Annotated in this window: 17 protein-coding genes, 1 tRNA gene and 1 pseudogene; 9 read left to right on the top strand and 10 right to left on the bottom strand. The window is 55.9% G+C overall.

The window, feature by feature from the left end; genetic code table 11:
• Positions 1-8: 8 nt before the first annotated feature.
• The 5 genes from TU74_RS17235 to mrdA all read left to right on the top strand — a co-directional run bounded on the left by TU74_RS17235 (position 9) and on the right by mrdA (position 6,037).
• Positions 9-728, top strand: coding sequence for an ABC transporter permease (locus TU74_RS17235; RefSeq protein WP_047275843.1), 720 nt, complete (start codon positions 9-11; stop codon positions 726-728).
• Complete coding sequence (locus tag TU74_RS17230) at positions 725-1,435, top strand: ABC transporter permease (protein ID WP_047275841.1); 711 nt, start codon at positions 725-727, stop codon at positions 1,433-1,435. Before TU74_RS17235 ends, TU74_RS17230 begins: the two co-directional genes overlap by 4 nt.
• Before the next feature lie 48 nt (positions 1,436-1,483).
• On the top strand, positions 1,484-2,725 hold the full coding sequence (locus TU74_RS17225; protein WP_048377162.1) for an NAD(P)/FAD-dependent oxidoreductase: 1,242 nt from the start codon (positions 1,484-1,486) through the stop codon (positions 2,723-2,725).
• 16 nt (positions 2,726-2,741) lie between these two features.
• Positions 2,742-3,530 carry an amino acid ABC transporter ATP-binding protein gene (locus TU74_RS17220; RefSeq protein WP_047273626.1) on the top strand — a complete coding sequence of 263 codons (789 nt, stop codon included), beginning with the start codon at positions 2,742-2,744 and terminating at the stop codon, positions 3,528-3,530.
• 614 nt (positions 3,531-4,144) lie between these two features.
• Positions 4,145-6,037, top strand: a complete 1,893-nt coding sequence (gene mrdA / locus TU74_RS17215) for a penicillin-binding protein 2 (RefSeq protein WP_048377161.1) — start codon at positions 4,145-4,147, stop codon at positions 6,035-6,037.
• Between the two features lie 60 nt (positions 6,038-6,097).
• Here mrdA and TU74_RS17210 read toward each other — a convergent pair whose 3' ends face one another.
• The 4 genes from TU74_RS17210 to TU74_RS17195 all read right to left on the bottom strand — a co-directional run bounded on the left by TU74_RS17210 (position 6,098) and on the right by TU74_RS17195 (position 8,848).
• A complete protein-coding gene (locus tag TU74_RS17210; protein WP_048377160.1) occupies positions 6,098-7,321 on the bottom strand; it encodes an amidohydrolase family protein in 1,224 nt (407 codons plus the stop codon).
• Positions 7,322-7,391: 70 nt separating this feature from the next.
• Positions 7,392-7,631: a DUF2790 domain-containing protein gene (locus tag TU74_RS17205; protein WP_047293113.1), complete on the bottom strand. Its 240-nt coding sequence runs from the start codon at positions 7,629-7,631 to the stop codon at positions 7,392-7,394.
• A 75-nt stretch (positions 7,632-7,706) separates the two neighbouring features.
• Positions 7,707-8,177, bottom strand: a complete 471-nt coding sequence (cynS, locus tag TU74_RS17200) for a cyanase (protein WP_047293114.1) — start codon at positions 8,175-8,177, stop codon at positions 7,707-7,709.
• Between the two features lie 29 nt (positions 8,178-8,206).
• The gene (locus tag TU74_RS17195; RefSeq protein WP_047273616.1) at positions 8,207-8,848 is read right to left on the bottom strand and encodes a carbonic anhydrase; all 642 of its coding nucleotides are present in this window, start codon (positions 8,846-8,848) and stop codon (positions 8,207-8,209) included.
• A gap of 111 nt (positions 8,849-8,959) precedes the next feature.
• Between TU74_RS17195 and cynR the strand changes: the two genes are divergently transcribed.
• Positions 8,960-9,898, top strand: a complete 939-nt coding sequence (gene cynR, locus TU74_RS17190; RefSeq protein WP_048377159.1) for a transcriptional regulator CynR — start codon at positions 8,960-8,962, stop codon at positions 9,896-9,898.
• Positions 9,899-10,325: 427 nt separating this feature from the next.
• Here the strand turns inward: cynR and TU74_RS24755 are convergent.
• A pseudogene (locus TU74_RS24755) lies at positions 10,326-10,741 on the bottom strand (beta/alpha barrel domain-containing protein); the annotation flags it as partial.
• Positions 10,742-11,006: 265 nt separating this feature from the next.
• On the opposite strand from TU74_RS24755, the gene TU74_RS23635 reads away from it, so the two are divergent.
• Positions 11,007-11,504, top strand: coding sequence for an Hcp family type VI secretion system effector (locus TU74_RS23635; protein ID WP_082149888.1), 498 nt, complete (start codon positions 11,007-11,009; stop codon positions 11,502-11,504).
• Positions 11,501-12,205, top strand: a complete 705-nt coding sequence (locus TU74_RS17180; RefSeq protein WP_047293119.1) for a DUF4225 domain-containing protein — start codon at positions 11,501-11,503, stop codon at positions 12,203-12,205. Before TU74_RS23635 ends, TU74_RS17180 begins: the two co-directional genes overlap by 4 nt.
• A 560-nt stretch (positions 12,206-12,765) precedes the next feature.
• Here TU74_RS17180 and TU74_RS24750 read toward each other — a convergent pair.
• The 3 genes from TU74_RS24750 to TU74_RS17170 form a co-directional block, all read right to left on the bottom strand.
• Complete coding sequence (locus tag TU74_RS24750; protein WP_277620540.1) at positions 12,766-13,542, bottom strand: penicillin-binding transpeptidase domain-containing protein; 777 nt, start codon at positions 13,540-13,542, stop codon at positions 12,766-12,768.
• A gap of 147 nt (positions 13,543-13,689) precedes the next feature.
• Positions 13,690-14,475: a penicillin-binding protein 2 gene (locus TU74_RS24745; RefSeq protein WP_241485582.1), complete on the bottom strand. Its 786-nt coding sequence runs from the start codon at positions 14,473-14,475 to the stop codon at positions 13,690-13,692.
• A 429-nt stretch (positions 14,476-14,904) separates the two neighbouring features.
• Positions 14,905-15,546, bottom strand: a complete 642-nt coding sequence (locus TU74_RS17170; RefSeq protein ID WP_048377158.1) for a glycoside hydrolase family 25 protein — start codon at positions 15,544-15,546, stop codon at positions 14,905-14,907.
• 31 nt (positions 15,547-15,577) lie between these two features.
• Here TU74_RS17170 and TU74_RS24215 point away from each other — a divergent pair, with 31 nt between their 5' ends.
• Positions 15,578-15,778 (top strand): hypothetical protein, encoded by a 201-nt coding sequence (locus TU74_RS24215; protein ID WP_139048387.1) that lies wholly within the window; start codon positions 15,578-15,580, stop codon positions 15,776-15,778.
• 579 nt (positions 15,779-16,357) lie between these two features.
• Here TU74_RS24215 and TU74_RS17165 read toward each other — a convergent pair.
• Positions 16,358-16,433, bottom strand: a tRNA-Gly gene (locus TU74_RS17165).
• 66 nt (positions 16,434-16,499) lie between these two features.
• Positions 16,500-17,057, bottom strand: coding sequence for a CDP-diacylglycerol--glycerol-3-phosphate 3-phosphatidyltransferase (gene pgsA / locus TU74_RS17160; RefSeq protein ID WP_047275824.1), 558 nt, complete (start codon positions 17,055-17,057; stop codon positions 16,500-16,502).
• Positions 17,058-17,072: the final 15 nt, after the last annotated feature.

The following is a 17,072-nucleotide window of genomic DNA, read 5'->3' as shown; positions in this document are numbered from 1 at the left end:
ATTCGAGCATGCTCGATCAACTTTCATTGCTTTCCTTCGCCAGTGGCGGCTGGGGCTCGGCGCTGCTTGCCGGGTCGCTGGTCACCATCGCCCTGGCCTTGAGCTGCCTGCCCATCGGTTTGCCATTGGGGCTGCTCGTGGCGGTGGCCGCACGTTCCAAAAATCGCTGGATGCGTGCTTGGGCGACGACGTTTTCCACTGTGTTTCGCGGCCTGCCGGAACTGCTCACGCTGCTGATTATTTATTACGGCTGCCAGATCGCGGCGCAAAAAATCCTGGGCCTGATGGGCTACGACACACCCTTCACGATCAACACCTTTGTGGCGGCAATGATTGCCTTCAGCCTGGTGTTTGCCGCGTTCTCCAGCGAAATCTGGCTGGGTGCGTTTAAAACCATTCCCAAAGGTCAGTTCGAAGCCGCCTCGGCGCTGGGCCTTTCGCCGTTCACCACGTTTCGCAAAGTGGTGCTGCCGCAACTGGCGCGCATTGCCCTGCCCGGCCTCTCCAATAACTGGCTGTCGCTGCTCAAAGACACCTCGCTGGTGTCGACCATCGCCCTGGTCGACTTGATGCGTCAGACCAACCTGGCGGTGAGCGTGACCAAAGAACCGATGCTGTTTTACAGCGTGGCGTGTTTCATCTACCTGTTCTTCTCAGCGATTTCCGGCCGCCTGTTTGCCTACCTGGAGCGCCATTTCAATCGTCATCAGCGGAGCGTGCAGCCATGAGCCTGACGGACCTGCAAAACCTGTTGCTCAGCCCCGACTTGCTGGACCGCTACGGCCCGCGCTTCATTGACGGCCTGTGGGTGACCTGCAAACTGGTGGGCATCTCCTTCACCCTCGGCGCCCTGCTCGGCTTGCTGATCGCCCTGGGGCGCCTGTCGAGCAGCCGCTTTTTGCGCAGCTTTACCGGCGCCTATGTGTATTTCTTCAGGGGTTCACCGCTCCTGGCACAGCTGTTTTTGCTGTACTACGGCCTTGGCTCGTTCAAAAGCCTGTGGCAAGACGTCGGCCTCTGGTGGTTCTTCCGTGACGCCTGGCTGTGCACCCTGTTGGCGTTCACCCTCAATACCGCGGCGTACCAGGCCGAAATTTTGCGCGGCGCCATTTTGTCCGTGGCCCAGGGCCAGCGTGAAGCCTGCAAGGCCTTGAACCTGTCGCGCTGGACCACCTTTCGCAAAATCGTATTGCCGCAATCGCTGTTGGTGGCCATCGGCCCGCTGGGCAACGAACTGATCCTGATGATCAAGGCCAGCGCCATTGCCTCGCTCGTCACCATCTATGACCTGATGGGCGTGACCAAAATGGTGTTCTCGCGCAGCTTCGACTTCCAGGTCTACCTGTGGGCCGCCGTACTGTACCTGGTGATCGTGGAGGTGGTGCGCCGCAGCCTGAAACTGATTGAAGGCCGACTCGGCCGTCATTTGCAGTAAGCCCATTGTCCGGGCTGCGAACACGGCCCCCGTTTCAAGGATTTGTCTATGCATTGCGACACCATTGTTCTGGGAGCCGGCATCGTCGGCGTCAGTACCGCGCTGCAACTCCAGGCCCGAGGGCGCAACGTGGTGTTGCTGGACCGGGCCCAACCCGGCAGCGGAACCAGCCACGGCAATGCCGGGCTGATCGAGCGTGCCAGCGTGATCCCCTACTCGTTCCCGCGCGAAATCTCACGTTTGCTGCGCTATGGCCTGAATCAGCAATCCGACGTGCGCTACAGCCTCAAGCACCTGCCCAAGGCGGGGCCGTGGCTGATGCAGTATTGGCGCCAATCCGGGGCCAAAGGCCTGGCCAAGGCCACCCGCGCCATGTTGCCGTTGATTGAACGCTGCGTCACCGAACATGACGCGCTGGCGGGGCCGGCAGGCATGAGCGGCCTGATCAGCGACAGCGGCTGGGTGGAGGTGTACCGCACCCGCGAGGACTTCGACAAAGCGCAGCGCGATGCCGCCGCCTTACAAGCATACACACTCAACTACCGCGTACTCGGGCAGGCTCAGGTGCACGCACTGGAACCCGGCCTGCACGCTGATGTGATCGGCGGCATTCACTGGCTCGACCCCAAAACCGTCAGCGATCCGGGCAGACTGACCCGTGGCTACGCCGAACTGTTCATCAAGCGCGGCGGCACCTTCGTCATCGGTGACGCCATCAGCCTGCGCCCGACGGCGGGCCAGTGGCAGGCAGACAGCCAGAAGGGGCTGATCGTGGCCAACGAAGCCGTGATCGCCCTGGGACCACAAGCGCGGGACATCTTCGAACCGCTGGGCTACCGCATTCCGCTGGCCATCAAGCGCGGCTATCACATGCACTACGCCGCGAAAGACGGCCACACCATGCACCACCCGATTCTGGATTCGGTGGGCGGCTATGTGCTGGCGCCGATGGTGGGCGGAATACGCCTGACCACCGGGATCGAATTTGCCGACAGCGAAGACCCGATCAACGAGATCCAACTGCGCCGTTGCGAAGCGCGCGCCCGCCACCTGTACCCGCTGGGCGAGCGGCTGGACCCCGAACCGTGGCTGGGCCGACGCCCCTGCCTGCCGGACATGTGCCCGGTAATCGGCCCGGCCAGCCGGCATAAAGGCCTGTGGTTCAACTTCGGTCATGCTCACCACGGTTTGACCCTGGGCCCGGTGAGCGGACGCTTGCTGGCCGAAATGATGACCGGTGAATACCCCTTCACCGACCCGACACCCTACAGCGCCGAGCGCTTTTACTGATTACTGGAGACACACAATGCATGCACAACCTGCTTACGTTCACACGCCCGTGTCTCCATCGTCGGACACCAGAAAGGTGGTCGTGGACATCGCTGGCCTGAACAAGTACTACAGCGCGTTTCATGTCCTCAAAGGCATCGACCTGACCGTGCGCGAAGGCGAACGCATCGTCCTGTGCGGTCCGTCCGGCTCAGGCAAATCCACCTTGATCCGCTGCATCAACCGCCTGGAAATCGCCGAAAAAGGCAGCATCCTGATCAACAACACCGACCTGTCCCAAGCCACCCGCGAAGCCGCCAGGGTCCGCAGTGAAATTGGCATGGTGTTCCAGCATTTCAACCTGTTCCCGCACATGAGCGTCCTCGACAACTGCATCTTGGCGCCCATGTCGGTACGCGGCCTGTCGCGTAAGAAAGCGGTTGAACTGGCGCAGCACTTCCTCAATAAAGTCGGCATTGCCAGCCAGGCCGACAAATACCCCAGCCAACTGTCAGGCGGACAGCAGCAACGCGTCGCCATTGCCCGCGCCCTGTGCATGGAACCCAAAATCATGCTGTTTGACGAACCGACGTCTGCGCTGGACCCGGAAATGGTCAGCGAAGTGCTCGACGTCATGGTCAACCTGGCGGGCAGCGGCATGACCATGCTCTGCGTGACCCACGAAATGGGCTTTGCGCGGCAAGTGGCCGAACGCGTGTTGTTCCTCGATGGCGGCATGATCATCGAAGACTCGCCGCCCAACGACTTCTTCAACGCACCCAAAAGCCCGCGAGCCAAGGCGTTCCTTGCGCAAATCGTGCATTGATTTGACGCTATTGCTGTTGCTTAAAGCGATCTCACTGCTGCCACCCAAACGGTGCAAACGACACAAAAGCCCCTCACAGCAGGCTGAACGCAGGTGCTGTTGCTGGGGTGGGTCGGCAGGAGCCGAGCCAGCCGTGCTGGGCCATGGAAGGCCCGTCACGGCGTGCCCCTGCAACAGTGCCGGAGTGAAGGCACCGTCGAGCCAGAGCGAGGCGGCCGTATGGCAGGGCAAGGACCTTTTGCTTACTTTTGGGGCTGTTTGCCAAAAGTGAGCCGCCGTAAGGGCGGACCCCGTAAAAGGCCCTCACACATCAAATGGATAAGTACACCGTTGCTTCAACAGGAACAGGGCGTACCTATCCGGCATCAGCGTCTGACTGAACGATGGGTTTCGCTCCGTTCCCGCTCCGTAGGTACGCCGTGACGGGCCTTCCTTGGCCCAACGCGGCTGTAGGCTGGCCGCGCAACGCGCCCGTGCGCGCAGCCTGTCAAGTTTCATGTTGCAAAACGGATTAATACCCCACGTGCTGGTAAGGTGTGCGCCGACTTTTCGCCGCCTGCCGCCCCTTGCGCAGACGGCTGCATTTCCGTTTTTTGATGTGAGGCACCCCCACCATGCCCAAGCCGATCCCGCTCAAAGATCACGACACCGAGAAACGGCTGGTCAATAAACGACTTATCGCCTGCGCTGCACTGGTACTGGCGATCAGTTGCACGCTGGTGGGCAGGCTGTATTTCCTGCAAGTCACCGAGTTCGACTACAACTCCACCGTCTCCGAAAACAACCGCGTGCATGTGTTGCCGATCCCGCCCGAACGCGGCTTTATTTATGACCGCAATGGCGTGTTGCTCGCCGATAACCAGCCCAGCTTCAACATGACCCTGACCCGCGAACGCGCGGGCGATGCCGCCAACGTGCTGGACTCGGTGATCAGCATCCTGCATTTGCCCGCCGAGGAACGCGCCGTATTTGCCAAAGCGATGAAACAGGCGCGCCACCCTTTCGAGCCGTCCACCCTGCTCTACGACTTGACCGAAGAACAGATCGCGCTGCTGGCCGTCAATCAGTACCGTTTGCCGGGTATCGACGTGGAAGCACAGTTTGTCCGCCACTACCCGCAGGGCAATCATTTTGCGCATTCGGTGGGGTATGTCGGGCGTATCAATGAGAAAGAAACCAAGCAGCTGGACCCCACGCAATACCGGGGCACGCAGTCCATCGGCAAGACCGGTATCGAACGTTTTTACGAACCCGAACTGCACGGCAAGGTCGGCTTTGAAGAGGTCGAAACCAATGCTCAGGGCCGGGTCATGCGGGTGTTGCGCCACACCGATGCAGTACCGGGCAAGAACATCGTGCTCAGCCTCGACATCAAGTTGCAGGCAGCGGCCGAAGAGGCCCTCGGCGACCGCCGCGGTTCGATCATTGCCATCGACCCGAAAACCGGTGAAGTGCTGGCGATGGTCAGCAAACCGAGCTTCGACCCCAACCTGTTCGTGACCGGCATCAGTTCCAGGGATTATTCCGGTTTGCGCGATTCCATCGACAAACCGTTGTTCAACCGGGCACTGCGCGGCCTGTATGCGCCCGGCTCGACCATCAAGCCTGAAGTCGCCATCGCCGGACTCGACAGCGGCGTGATTTCTGCCTCGACGCGGGTCTTCGACCCCGGCTACTTCCAACTGCCGAACGTTGACCATAAATACCGTAACTGGAACCACAGTGGCGATGGCTGGGTTGACCTGAACGCCGCAATCATGCGGTCAAACGACACGTACTTCTATGATCTGGCGTCAAAGCTGGGCATTGACCGCCTGCACGACTACCTGTCGATGTTTGGTGTGGGCCAGAAAGTGTCGCTGGACATGTTCGAAGAATCATCCGGTTTGATGCCTTCACGCGAATGGAAGCGCAGCACCCGGCGCCAGGCCTGGTACCCCGGCGAAACGGTGATTTTAGGGATTGGTCAGGGCTACATGCAGGTCACGCCTTTGCAACTGGCACAGGCCACTGCGCTGATCGCCAATAAAGGGGTGTGGAACCGCCCGCACTTGGCCCGCACCATCGACGGTGCCCCACCGGTGGATGAACACCCGATGCCCAACATCGTGCTGCATGACCCCAAAGAGTGGGAACAGGTCAACCATGCCATGCAACTGGTGATGCACGATGCCCGGGGGATCGCCCGGGCATCGGCAACCGGCGCGCAATACCGGATTGCCGGCAAGAGTGGTACGGCGCAAGTGGTGGCGATTAAGCAAGGTGAGCGCTACAACCGCCTGAAAACCGCTGAACGCAATCGCGACAACGCCTTGTTTGTGGGGTTTGCCCCGGCTGAAGCCCCGCAGATCGTGATCTCGGTGATGATCGAAAACGGCGAAGCGGGTGGACGCGTTGCCGGGCCGGTGGTGCGCAAGGTGATGGATGCCTGGCTGCTCGACAGCCAGGGCGGGCTGAAGCCGCAATATGCCAGCCCACACATCAAACAGGGCAACCCGCCTGTGTAGTGACAGCGCGGATCGTGAGAAAGCCCCCTCATGGGGTTCTCGTCAACGCACCGCGCCGGATCAGAACACCACCGAACGCTGACAGACCGAGGTGGCTACGATTTTCCCGCGTTTAAGCACCATCAACCGCGCGGGCAGGTCGAGAATCACATCGCTCACCGACCGTGTATCCAGCAACACCACATCGGCAGCCTTACCCGGCGCCAAGCCATAATCCTTGAGCCCCAGCGCTTTCGCCGGATGGGTCGTGAGCATCGACAGGACCGTGGCCTGGTCATCCGCCCCGCCCAGGTGGCAGGCCGGAATCGCCAGCTGCGCAATGTTGAGCAAATCACCGGTGCCAAACGGGGTGAACGCGTTGCGAATATTGTTGGTGGCAAGGCAGACATTCACCCCGCCGTCACGCAGCGCCCGCACCGGCGTCAGTGTGCGGCGTACGTTATGGCCGTCGCCGCGCGCGCCGAGGTGCAAGTCGGTAGCGGGCAGGCACATGACGCTGATGCCCGCCTCACGCATCAAGCCAATGATTGCCTGCTGTCTGTGCGGCGGCACGGCGCCCAGGCTGGTCAGGTGACCGACGCACACGCGCCCTTGATAGCCTGCTTCGAGGGTCTTGCGGGCCAGGTATTCAATGGTCATGTGCTCGGCGTTGTCGGCAAAGTCCTGATGGAAGTCAATGTCCTTGTCGTACTCCCGGGCCAGGTTGAACACATAGTCGATGTGTTCATGCGCCGAGTCATCGTTGTAGGGAATACCGCCCACGACATCGGCGCCTTTTTCCATGGCCTCAACCATCATGGCCTGCATGCCCGGCAGTTTCAGGATGCCTTCCTGCGGGAAAGCCACCACCTGGATGTCGATGACGTCTCGCAGCGTGTCACGCAGTTCCAGCACCACATCAAAGCCGGTGAAGCCTTGCACCGGGTCGAATTCGGCGTGGGCGCGGACGTGGGTGGTGCCGGCCTGCACCAAGGCCCGCAGTGCCTGAGTCGAACGCTCAAGGATGTCGTCGCGCGTCAACGTCGGTTTGAGTTCGGCGGTAACCGCTATCGCCTCTTTCAATGTGCCGGAGCGATTGGCCTTGCGGTGCATGATATTGGCTTTTTCCAGGTGCAGGTGCCCTTCGACAAACCCCGGGATCAACACGTTGCCGTGGCCCTCGATTTCCTGCGTGGCGCGCACTGAAAGGGTCGGCGCAATCTCGATAATCTTGCCGTCGTTCACCGCTACGTCCACCAGCGGTTTGGCATCATCGATGCGTACATTGCGAAAGATTAAATCCATGACGTAGGCCCTCTGTGTTGCTGCCCGCAGACACGTCGGGGCAACGGTAGACATACAAATAACCGGGTGTTCAACCGTTGGAACAGCCGTTACCCATCACACGGTATTCCAGTATGTGTTTCTGGCCATTGGTGTCTTCATAGGTCATACGCACAGGCACGACGGCACAGACATTGGCGATTTCAGTGGTGGAAATGACGTGGGCGATGTCCAGGTGCTGGCTATAGCTGTAGTGCTCAACCGCTAGCGGCTCGTCGGCCATGGCCGCAGCGCTGAACACGCTGGCTATTAATAGAAGTAACGCTTTCATGCTCAGAAGCTCTCTTCCAGATGTCGAAAAAAGGGAACCCGGCAGCCTTATAGCGCCGGGTCCATGGGGCATTGATCAGAACGGTTTGGTCGGCAGGTACTTGCCATCCAGGGTGATGACCGCGCGAGAGCCGCCGTCCGGGTCATCGACCTTCTTGACGTCTAGTTTGAAGTTGATGGCGCTGATGATGCCGTCGCCAAATTTTTCGTGAACCAGCGCCTTGAGCGTGGTGCCGTAGACCTGAATCATTTCGTAAAAACGGTAGATGGTCGGGTCGGTGGGAATGCCGTTACCGATACTGCCGCGCAGCGGGATGCTTTGCAGCACAAGGACCGCGTCTGCGTCGAGGCCCAGGGTGTCGGCCACCACGTGGGCGGCGTCGGCTGGCAGCGGGTGTTGACCGAGCAGCGCAGCGGTGACGAAGGCTTCATGCAGGCCGGTGCCTTCGGCGATTTGTGCAAACGACAAGTCTTTGCGGGCCTTGGCCAACAAGATGACGTCGGTCAGGGCATGGCGAGCGTTTTGGTTGATGTGGGACTGGATCATGGTGGGTTCTCCGTGGGTAAAAATCAGGGTTAGTGCGAAACAGCGCGAACTGTCGGGTTTTCGGCCAGTGGCACAAACGTGCCGGTGCGACGATCGAAGGCCTGGATGCAGCCGCTTTCGATGTCGTAGACCCAGCCATGCAACGTCACGCGCTGCTCTTCGAGTGCGAGGCGTACTGAAGGATGTGTCTGGATATTGGCTAACTGGGCGATGACGTTTTCGCGCACCATCGAGGCGACTTTGGCGTGCTGGTCGACATGCTGACGGGCCTCATTGACCACCCGACCGGAATCGGCGTAGCGCAACCAGCCAGCCACGGCGGGCATGTGATCCAGGCACTTGCAGGTGGCGATAGCGGTCATGGCGCCGCAGTCGGAATGCCCGCAGATCACGATATCGCTGACTTTCAGGGCGGCGACGGCGTATTCCACCGAGGCCGACACGCCGCCCGGCTCAGGGCCGTAGGACGGGACGATGTTGCCAGCGTTGCGGATGACAAACAGGTCGCCCGGTTCGCGCTGGGTGACCAGCTCCGGCACCAGCCGGCTGTCTGAGCAAGAGATGAACAACGCCCGTGGGCTCTGTTGGTTGGCCAGACCTTTGAACAGGCCGGCACGTTCCGGGAAGGCATTGCGCTGAAATTTAAGGAAACCGTCGATGATGTCTTGCATGGGTGACTCCGTTGGTTCGCGATGCGATGAAGCAAAGGTTACGGAGAACGTGAAATAAGTTAAAAGTCTGATATATGATCACAAGCATTAGATAATCTTATAGGTACGAGCATGCTCGCGCGTCATATCCAATATTTCCTTGCGGTCGCGCACCACCAAGGCTTCACCCGTGCGGCGGCAGCACTGCATGTCTCGCAGCCCGCACTGTCACAGCAAGTGCGCCAACTGGAAGAAAGCCTCGGCGCGCAGTTGTTTGACCGTACAGGTCGCAAGACGCGCCTGACCGACGCCGGAGAGGTTTACTTGCGCTATGCCCTGCGCGCGGCCCAGGAACTGCGCGAAGGCCAACGGGCGATCCATGACGTGGGCGATCTCAGTCGAGGAACGCTGCGCATCGCAGTGACGCCGACCTTCACCACTTACCTGGTCGGGCCACTGGTGGAAGCCTTTCACTGCCGCTACCCGAACATTGTGCTGAACGTGCATGAACTCGCCCAAGAGCACATGGAGCACCAACTGCTGGCGGACGAACTGGATGTGGGCATTGGGTTTGATGAAGTGCATGCGCCAGACATCGAGGCCTTTGCACTGCTGGTTGAAACGCTTGCCTTGGTCGTGGGCAGCCAACACCCGCTGGCCGGCGAACGAACCATCGGGCTGGAGACGCTGAATGCGCAATCTCTGATTCTGCTCAGCAAAGCGTTTGCCACCCGCGAGCAGATCGACCGCTATTGCACCCAACACGGCATCCGCCCGCGCGTGGTCATGGAGGCCAATGCGATTGGTGCATTGATTGAGGTGGTGCGCAGAACCCCGCTGTCGACCTTACTGCCCGCCGCCATCGCACGGGCGCACCCCGCGTTAGTCGCTGTTGAGCTGGGACCGCACCGGTTGGAACGCACGGCAGTATTAATGCAGCGCAAGAATGGCTATCAATCCTCGGCGGCACGGGCGTTTATGGCACTGGCCAAGGAAGTGGCCAAGGAAGTGGCCAAGGAAGTGGCCAAGGAAGTGGCCAAGGAAGTGGCCAGCGACCTGACGGCCAATTGAAAATAGCGTCTTTCGGATAGTCAGTGGCGCTGACTTGGCCGACACGTGATGACGCGCCCATGGCCCAACACGTTGCTGGGTCTCAACGTAAAACAAGTCCGTCATGCTCCAGCGCATCAGACGATTCTTCCAGCCAAAGCCCCTGTTCAGGCGCTTTTTGGGTTGCGCGCACCGCGAAGACCGGCACACGCTGACATTCGGATTTGAGCGAACAATCGCTACCTGCGTCTCCCAGAGCAAAGGCGCAGACGGACTGCTACTGTCGCCCAAAACCGGGTACTCAATCAGCCGTAGAGGGTGGACCTGAAGTTGCCCATGGCGAATTTCAACGCGTGTACTTCTCTACCCTGCGGCGATACTGACGCGTGCGAAACGCCCTGCCGATCTGCTGCAAAACCATCGCACGTAAGGGTGATATCGGTTGAATCATCGCGTGAGGCGTAGCGAAATGCTTAGGCATGTTGCCCAGACCCATCGATACCGCCGACGGCGCCCACGCTATTTGCCCCAGGTTGGCCTGCATCTAACGGCCGGGGTGATTGATCTGCAGCCAGAACTGAGCATCGCCGGACTGGCCAATTCCCTCCCCGCGCTTGAATTTGTCCCGTTGCAGATCTTTTTCAACACCACGCCGCAGGGTCTGGTCATGGCAAGGCCATCGACCATCATGTTGCCCGTTATGATCAACCCAGCACTGCCGTCGGCCCAAGCCTGATACAGACGCATCAGGTGTACCGAACGCGCCTGGTAGGCGTCCGCCATATTTTCTTCCATAGCGGCTTTGGCGATGCGGTTCTTGATGGTCCAACCTTTGGGTAGGATCAGCCATCTCCAGCACGTCATCAACCGCAACCCCCAGATACCCAACGGTGCTCTCCAGCTTCATATGGCCGAGTAGCAATTGCACCGCCCGTAGGTTCTTAAGAAAAATCGGATTTGTACCACAGTCGATCTGGATGCAAACAACCTGGGCGGTAATTCCGGCTCGGCGGGGGGTATAGGGAATTACATGATTTTTTAAGGGGACTGATCAGAATATTTAGGAATCTTCCTACAATAAGTTCGTTATTACTGCATTAGGATGGTTGGTAAATTTAAGGAATATGAAATGGCTAATCACGGATACATGTCTATTACAGGGAAAAAACAAGGCCTAATTTCTTCAGGCTGTTCTAGTCAAGTTTCTATCGGCAATAAATGTCAGATCGGCCACTTTGATGAAATCATGGTGTTGGCTTATTCGCATGACATGATTGCAGGAAGTGATGGAACAGTAACAGGCGGTCGTGGGCAACACAGACCTGTTGTTATTACTAAAAACATTGATAAATCCTCTCCATTGATTTCCAATGCTCTGCAAGATGGTGAGGAAATTAAATGCGTCATTGACTTTTACCGCACATCGCCGACGGGCAGTCAGGAAAAATATTATACTGTTTGTTTAGAGGGCGCACGAATTGCGTATATAAATGTTCAAGTACCGCATGCGATCAATATGTCAGGCGGTCAGCCGCAAGAAGTCGTCGCGATTCGCTATCGGGATATTACATGGATACACGTTGGGGCTGGCACCAGCGCGCATAGCACATGGAACAATGGCGTATGAGTGACCAACAGTGTGACATCCATGACGTCACGAAAGCAGCCTCAGACCTGATGTCTTTTGGCTGCACCACGAGCGCCACGTACCTTGATAGCATCATGCAGCTGAAGTTTAGCTCGATTATTGCAAACTATGTAAACGAGGTCATTCGCGACGTTAACGACGGTGTTATTAGTGCCTGGGACGGGATGCAGGAACTTATAACTGAGTATGACGAGCTAGCCAATAAAGCGTGGTTTTACGCTAAAAATGATGCTGGGATTGCCGGTGGATTCATGCAACTTAAAACAGGCATTGAATCCGCTATTACAACAAGAGGGCTTAGCCTCCCGTATAGCGGCCCAATGATTGCCCACGGAATTAACAACATATATGAAGGAGGAATGAATATTTACAATGACACCAACAGCACTGTAGGGCCCATGAAAAAAGTCTACCGAGAAATACTTAGAAGTGAGCATTATGGCGATATAACTTATTATTCTTTTGACTTAGTGCTAGCGGGAGTAGGGCTTGGTAGAAAAACCCAAAAGACCGATACATTTAAGCTATTTAGAAGTATGCCTGAAGATTATGAGAGGGCTTACAAGCAAACGGGGAGAATCTCCTTAGCCTTAGAAGCCTTAGTTGATGGAATCTCCATAAAATCAATATATGAATTAAAAAAAGAACACCCCTCCAAAACCACTGATGGCGAGCAGTAAATTTATACAAGTCAGAAAAAACCTCTTAATCGCGGAATAGCGTGAATCATCCCGACCAGACATATGACAATATAAGTCACGACAACTGTGACATAGAGAGCACTATCAGACAATGTAAAAAACATCTCGACAACCCAAACTACGATCATCGTATTTAAACCAGCCGACCCTAAAACCAGCAGTGTCACTATCGTATAATACCGCAGATCTTCCATTCTCATAAAAAGCGCTCACTGCAATTAATTTGAATACGCCTTGCTTCTCGATAATACCCTCCTATAATAGCATGATCTTGAACTGAGACAATTTTATCATACTACTAACCCATGAGATCAACGCACAACTAACACATGGCCTGTCTAAATTTAATAGCTTCCTCACGAAATACCCTTAATGTTCAAGTGCTCGGCGGGTGCTTAGTGCACTAGATTCAAAGCCTCCATGCACCAAATTGGCCGTTTCAAGCTTTACCAGCGTGCACACGCCACAGTGGACACACTTCATTTCTCACGTTTCCAGCCGTCGCCCATAACTACCATTATTAACCTATGACACACAGCCTATACCGAACCAGAAGGTTCTGCACTTAGTGATTTTTTAACTGCAGGAAACATTTCACTTTCATCACTCGGTATATTCCTGATTCGAAGAACATTTTCAAGCACCTCCTTAAAAATCGGGGCTGCCACGGCGCCGCCGAAATAGCCATTCGCAGTAGGCTCATCCACAAGTACGGCAATGATAAATTCTGGCTCGTTGGCGGGAGCAATACCTACGAACATGGCCCTGTATTTATTATGTTTATAACCGCCACTGGATGCCTTACGTGAAGTCCCACTTTTGCCTGCAATGGAATAACCTTCGATTCCTGCCCGCTTCCCACCTGCCCCAGGTCCCTCCACTGCATTTACCATCATGTCCAGAACGCTGTTAGCGACCTCGGGGCTTATGACATTACGTGGCAGCTTCGCCTCACCTTTTATGAGCGACAGCGGTATGAGATCCCCCTCATTGGCAAAAACGGTATAGGCCTGAGCCAGTTGAGCCAAGTTAACCGACACGCTATATCCGTAGGAGAGGCTCGCTGTAGCAATATCTGACCATGCTCTCTTGACTGGAACCGTGCCGCTACTTTCCCCAGGAAAATAAACCGCGGTGTTATTTCCGAATCCAAGATCAGTCAGTAGTCGCGAAATGACTGCTCCACCGGTTTGAATAGCGACCTTGCTCATGCCAACATCAGAAGAGCGGCGAATAATACCTGCCAAATCTAACTGACTGTCTCTGCCGACATCCCGAATAGTATATCCATTAATTTTTACGAAACCTGGCGCTATTTTATAATGGCGTTCTTATCAATTACATTGGCGGTCAGAACAGCTGCCATGCTGAAGGGTTTTATGACCGAGCCTGGCATAAATATCAGCAAACACGCGATTTCGAATAAACTTCGCATCACAGCTTCTACGTGCATTTGGATTGAATTAAGGCACTGTAGACAATGCCAGAATCTCTCCTGTTTTGGCGTGCACAAGAATAGCGCTGACCGACTTTTCTGCATGTTCCTCAAGCCCTTTAATGAGTGCTTTTTCAACGAAATCTTGTAGGGTAGAGTCAATGGTTAAATAGACATCACGTCCGGGCGTAACGGGTTTGTATACACGGTTTTCACGGGTGACGCGCTTGTGCAAGTTAAATGTACGCTTCTCTAGGCCAAGCATGCCCGAACGTTGGTGATTGTACAGTAATTCAATACCTTCGATTCCTTTCTGGTCAATGTTCGTAAAGCCTAACGTCTGAGCAAGCATCGAAGATTGAGGGTAAAATCGTTTGTGCTCCTGGCGCTCATAAACACCTGGAATAGACAACTGTATAATTCTGCTGGCTACCTCAGGACTAATCCTTCTGGCCAAATAGGCAAACGACTTGTCTCCAGGGTTGGATGCTAATGCTCTGATCCTCACCTCATCCACAGCAAGATACTTATTCAACAGCGCAACGTGCTGATGCGTCGGGGCGAACTGTTTAGGATTTACCCACAACGTGCTCACAGGCGTTGAAACAGCCAGGAGCTGATTGAACCTATCAAAAATAGTACCCCGAACAGGGGCTGTTTCAATCAGCCGCGTTGAACGTTTACGCCCCTCATTACTCAAGAAGTCATGAGAAAAAATCATCAGGTAAGTGATTTTGGCCGCAAGAATGATTGAAAGTGAATAAAAAATAATAATAACGAGGGTGAATCGAGGGTTAGTTGCTTGGAAAATCACACTGCACATCCTGACGTATACGCTAAAAACAAGACCAGCCGAACTAAATTATTCCAATCCTGCTTTGTAATATCAGGAAACAAACACTGATAATAGATTAGTTTAAAGCGTGTTAAGTGGCGACGTTTAGCGATGGCCTCTAGCAGAGTGGGAGATAGGCCATCGGGCCAGTTGTAGTCAACTGCTCCCCAATGTCCCGCTGGTCTATTCCACCCTCAGCGTCGTGAGTCACGGCGAGCAGGTATTCATTGCCGTGCCGGGGGATTCCATCATGGAAACCGTATGCTCTCGGTCTATCGCCTCACCGATGAAGTGATGCTATGGAGCATCACCGAAGGGGATCGCACGGTCACTACCCTGTTGTAACCCGACGCGTATTGACCCTGAAAAAAACAACGGCCTCTATCGAAGCCGCTGTGACGTCTGCGCTCAACGCCTGACCCAATCCAGATCTACTGCTCCCTGGATGCCATCGACCTGCCCCTTGCTGCTGTGTTGCCACCACTGCCAGCGCTTGCCATGATTACTCCAGGTTTCCGGCACTCTGGGCTGGGCGGCACCCCAATGCGCAATCCACAGCGGGCACTCGCTAAAATCGTACTTGCGCCAGGCAACGCTGTTGCTCCAGACGCTTGGCGAGGTGTAGAGGTAAGGATAAGCCCCGTCCAGCAACGACTCCCGGATCAGCGTCACCAGCTCAAACAGAGCGTCGGCCATCTGGTCCGCACTGGCGCCTTCGTTGCCCTGGGTCTCGACATCGATGGCCAGGATGTCTTCACCGACCCTGAACCCCACCTCGGCCAACCGCGCCTGGATATTGGCCAGCTGTTGGCCAGGCGTGCTGCTCAGCGCACGGAAGTAGTGATAGACCCCGCCCTTCAGGCCTGCGGCGCGCATACCTTGAAAGTTGTCGACAAACTTGGGGTCGGTATAGGTGCCGCCCTCGGTCATCTTGGCTATCGCATGGGTGATGCCGGCAGCCGCGACCCTCGCCCAATCTATGTCCCCCTGCCAGCGCGACACATCGATGCCGCGTGCATAATCATGCTTGATCGGCTTTTTGCAATTCATTTCTGCTCTCCTGCATTGGATGGTCCAGCGCATGATCTTCCTCCCGCCGACCGTCACCCATGCACTATCGGGCTACCACCCATTGCTTATTCAATGTGGTTCGGGACGCGCCACGGCATCCCCCTACGCCATGACAGTCTTGGAGACCATCCTGTTGAAACGTCTGGATTATCATCTGCAACGCAACCTGCAGCAGCAAACCATCGACTTGTATAAGCCCTGCGTTATGTGAGGTAGGGAGAAATGAGACAACTGTCTGAACCCGGTCCGACATTTCTCGATCATGGTGAAGGCGCCGCACCGCTCACTCCTCACCAGTACCTGCGACCCCACGGCCGCTGCCCTGACCGATAGAGCGCAATCCCAGTGACGGTGATACAGGGCTGTCAAAGAAACTGCGTATGTGAGACAGCTTACTTGGGGTGCCTTTCTTAGAACGAGAGTGCGCGATGTTCGATCCAGCGATCGAACATGCCAAGGAAGGAATTTACTTGCGCCAGCCGGTCGGCTTAACGGTTGCGTCGGCGCTGCAACTGAGAGGTGTCCTCATTGCCGATGGGCTAAGCGTGCCGGATAGGAGCCTTTGAAAGAGCCATGCTCTAGCCTTCTGAAGGTTCATTTCAGGGCTAGATATTCAGCAAATGACTGGTCAGGCTCGCGCAACAAACCGCTCTCAACACCATCCTGAAATGGACTGACTCAGTCGAGCTACCCGTGGTTTTTTAATGGATGCTGGCGGAACGAAAAAAGACGCCGAAGCGTCTCTTTTCAATGACTTACAGACTTCCATGGAACTCTGTAGATCGATATTTGGAGCGGGAAACGAGACTCGAACTCGCGACCCCGACCTTGGCAAGGTCGTGCTCTACCAACTGAGCTATTCCCGCGTCTTGGTGGTGGGCATTCTATAGTGTTCAAAGAATGCGTCAACCCCTTGATTCGAAAAGTTTTCTTTATTTTTCGGAAGTGGTCTTCAAATGCGGCCAGGCAGCCCGCAAATATTGGAGCATCGACCACAGGGTCAACCCCGCAGCCACAAGCAGCAAGCCGTACCCCACCAAGACCCAGAAGCTGAAATCCGAAGGATTGGCCAACAAAATTACCAGTGCCAACATCTGCGCCGCTGTTTTCCATTTGCCCATGTTGGAGACAGCCACTTGAGCGCGTGCGCCCAACTCGGCCATCCACTCGCGCAATGCCGAGATGACAATTTCACGACCAATAATCACTGCAGCAGGAAGCGTTAACCAGACGTTGTGATGCTCTTGCACCAGCAATACCAGCGCCACCGCAACCATTAATTTGTCGGCAACGGGATCAAGAAAGGCACCAAATGGTGTGCTTTGCTCCAGCCGCCTGGCCAAGTACCCGTCCAGCCAGTCTGTTGCAGCCGCAAAGGCGAAGACCGAGCTGGAGGCGACATAGCTCCAGCTATAAGGGAGGTAAAACAAAAGGATGAAGATAGGAATCAGGAGAACGCGTAAAACGGTGATCAAATTAGGGATATTCATCGGCACAACTGGCTA

This window comes from Pseudomonas lundensis, assembly GCF_001042985.1.
Taxonomy (GTDB): Bacteria; Pseudomonadota; Gammaproteobacteria; order Pseudomonadales; family Pseudomonadaceae; genus Aquipseudomonas; species Aquipseudomonas lundensis.
Note: the sequence above shows the minus strand (reverse complement) of the source record. Positions and strands in the feature narration are given on the sequence as shown.

Coding starts and splice junctions, on each gene's coding strand:
- TU74_RS17235 (WP_047275843.1), top strand. CDS start 9: ATGCTCGATCAACTTTCATTGCTTTCCTTCGCCAGTGGCGGCTGGGGC.
- TU74_RS17230 (WP_047275841.1), top strand. CDS start 725: ATGAGCCTGACGGACCTGCAAAACCTGTTGCTCAGCCCCGACTTGCTG.
- TU74_RS17225 (WP_048377162.1), top strand. CDS start 1,484: ATGCATTGCGACACCATTGTTCTGGGAGCCGGCATCGTCGGCGTCAGT.
- TU74_RS17220 (WP_047273626.1), top strand. CDS start 2,742: ATGCATGCACAACCTGCTTACGTTCACACGCCCGTGTCTCCATCGTCG.
- mrdA (WP_048377161.1), top strand. CDS start 4,145: ATGCCCAAGCCGATCCCGCTCAAAGATCACGACACCGAGAAACGGCTG.
- TU74_RS17210 (WP_048377160.1), bottom strand. CDS start 7,321: ATGGATTTAATCTTTCGCAATGTACGCATCGATGATGCCAAACCGCTG.
- TU74_RS17205 (WP_047293113.1), bottom strand. CDS start 7,631: ATGAAAGCGTTACTTCTATTAATAGCCAGCGTGTTCAGCGCTGCGGCC.
- cynS (WP_047293114.1), bottom strand. CDS start 8,177: ATGATCCAGTCCCACATCAACCAAAACGCTCGCCATGCCCTGACCGAC.
- TU74_RS17195 (WP_047273616.1), bottom strand. CDS start 8,848: ATGCAAGACATCATCGACGGTTTCCTTAAATTTCAGCGCAATGCCTTC.
- cynR (WP_048377159.1), top strand. CDS start 8,960: ATGCTCGCGCGTCATATCCAATATTTCCTTGCGGTCGCGCACCACCAA.
- TU74_RS23635 (WP_082149888.1), top strand. CDS start 11,007: ATGGCTAATCACGGATACATGTCTATTACAGGGAAAAAACAAGGCCTA.
- TU74_RS17180 (WP_047293119.1), top strand. CDS start 11,501: ATGAGTGACCAACAGTGTGACATCCATGACGTCACGAAAGCAGCCTCA.
- TU74_RS17170 (WP_048377158.1), bottom strand. CDS start 15,546: ATGAATTGCAAAAAGCCGATCAAGCATGATTATGCACGCGGCATCGAT.
- TU74_RS24215 (WP_139048387.1), top strand. CDS start 15,578: ATGATCTTCCTCCCGCCGACCGTCACCCATGCACTATCGGGCTACCAC.
- pgsA (WP_047275824.1), bottom strand. CDS start 17,057: ATGAATATCCCTAATTTGATCACCGTTTTACGCGTTCTCCTGATTCCT.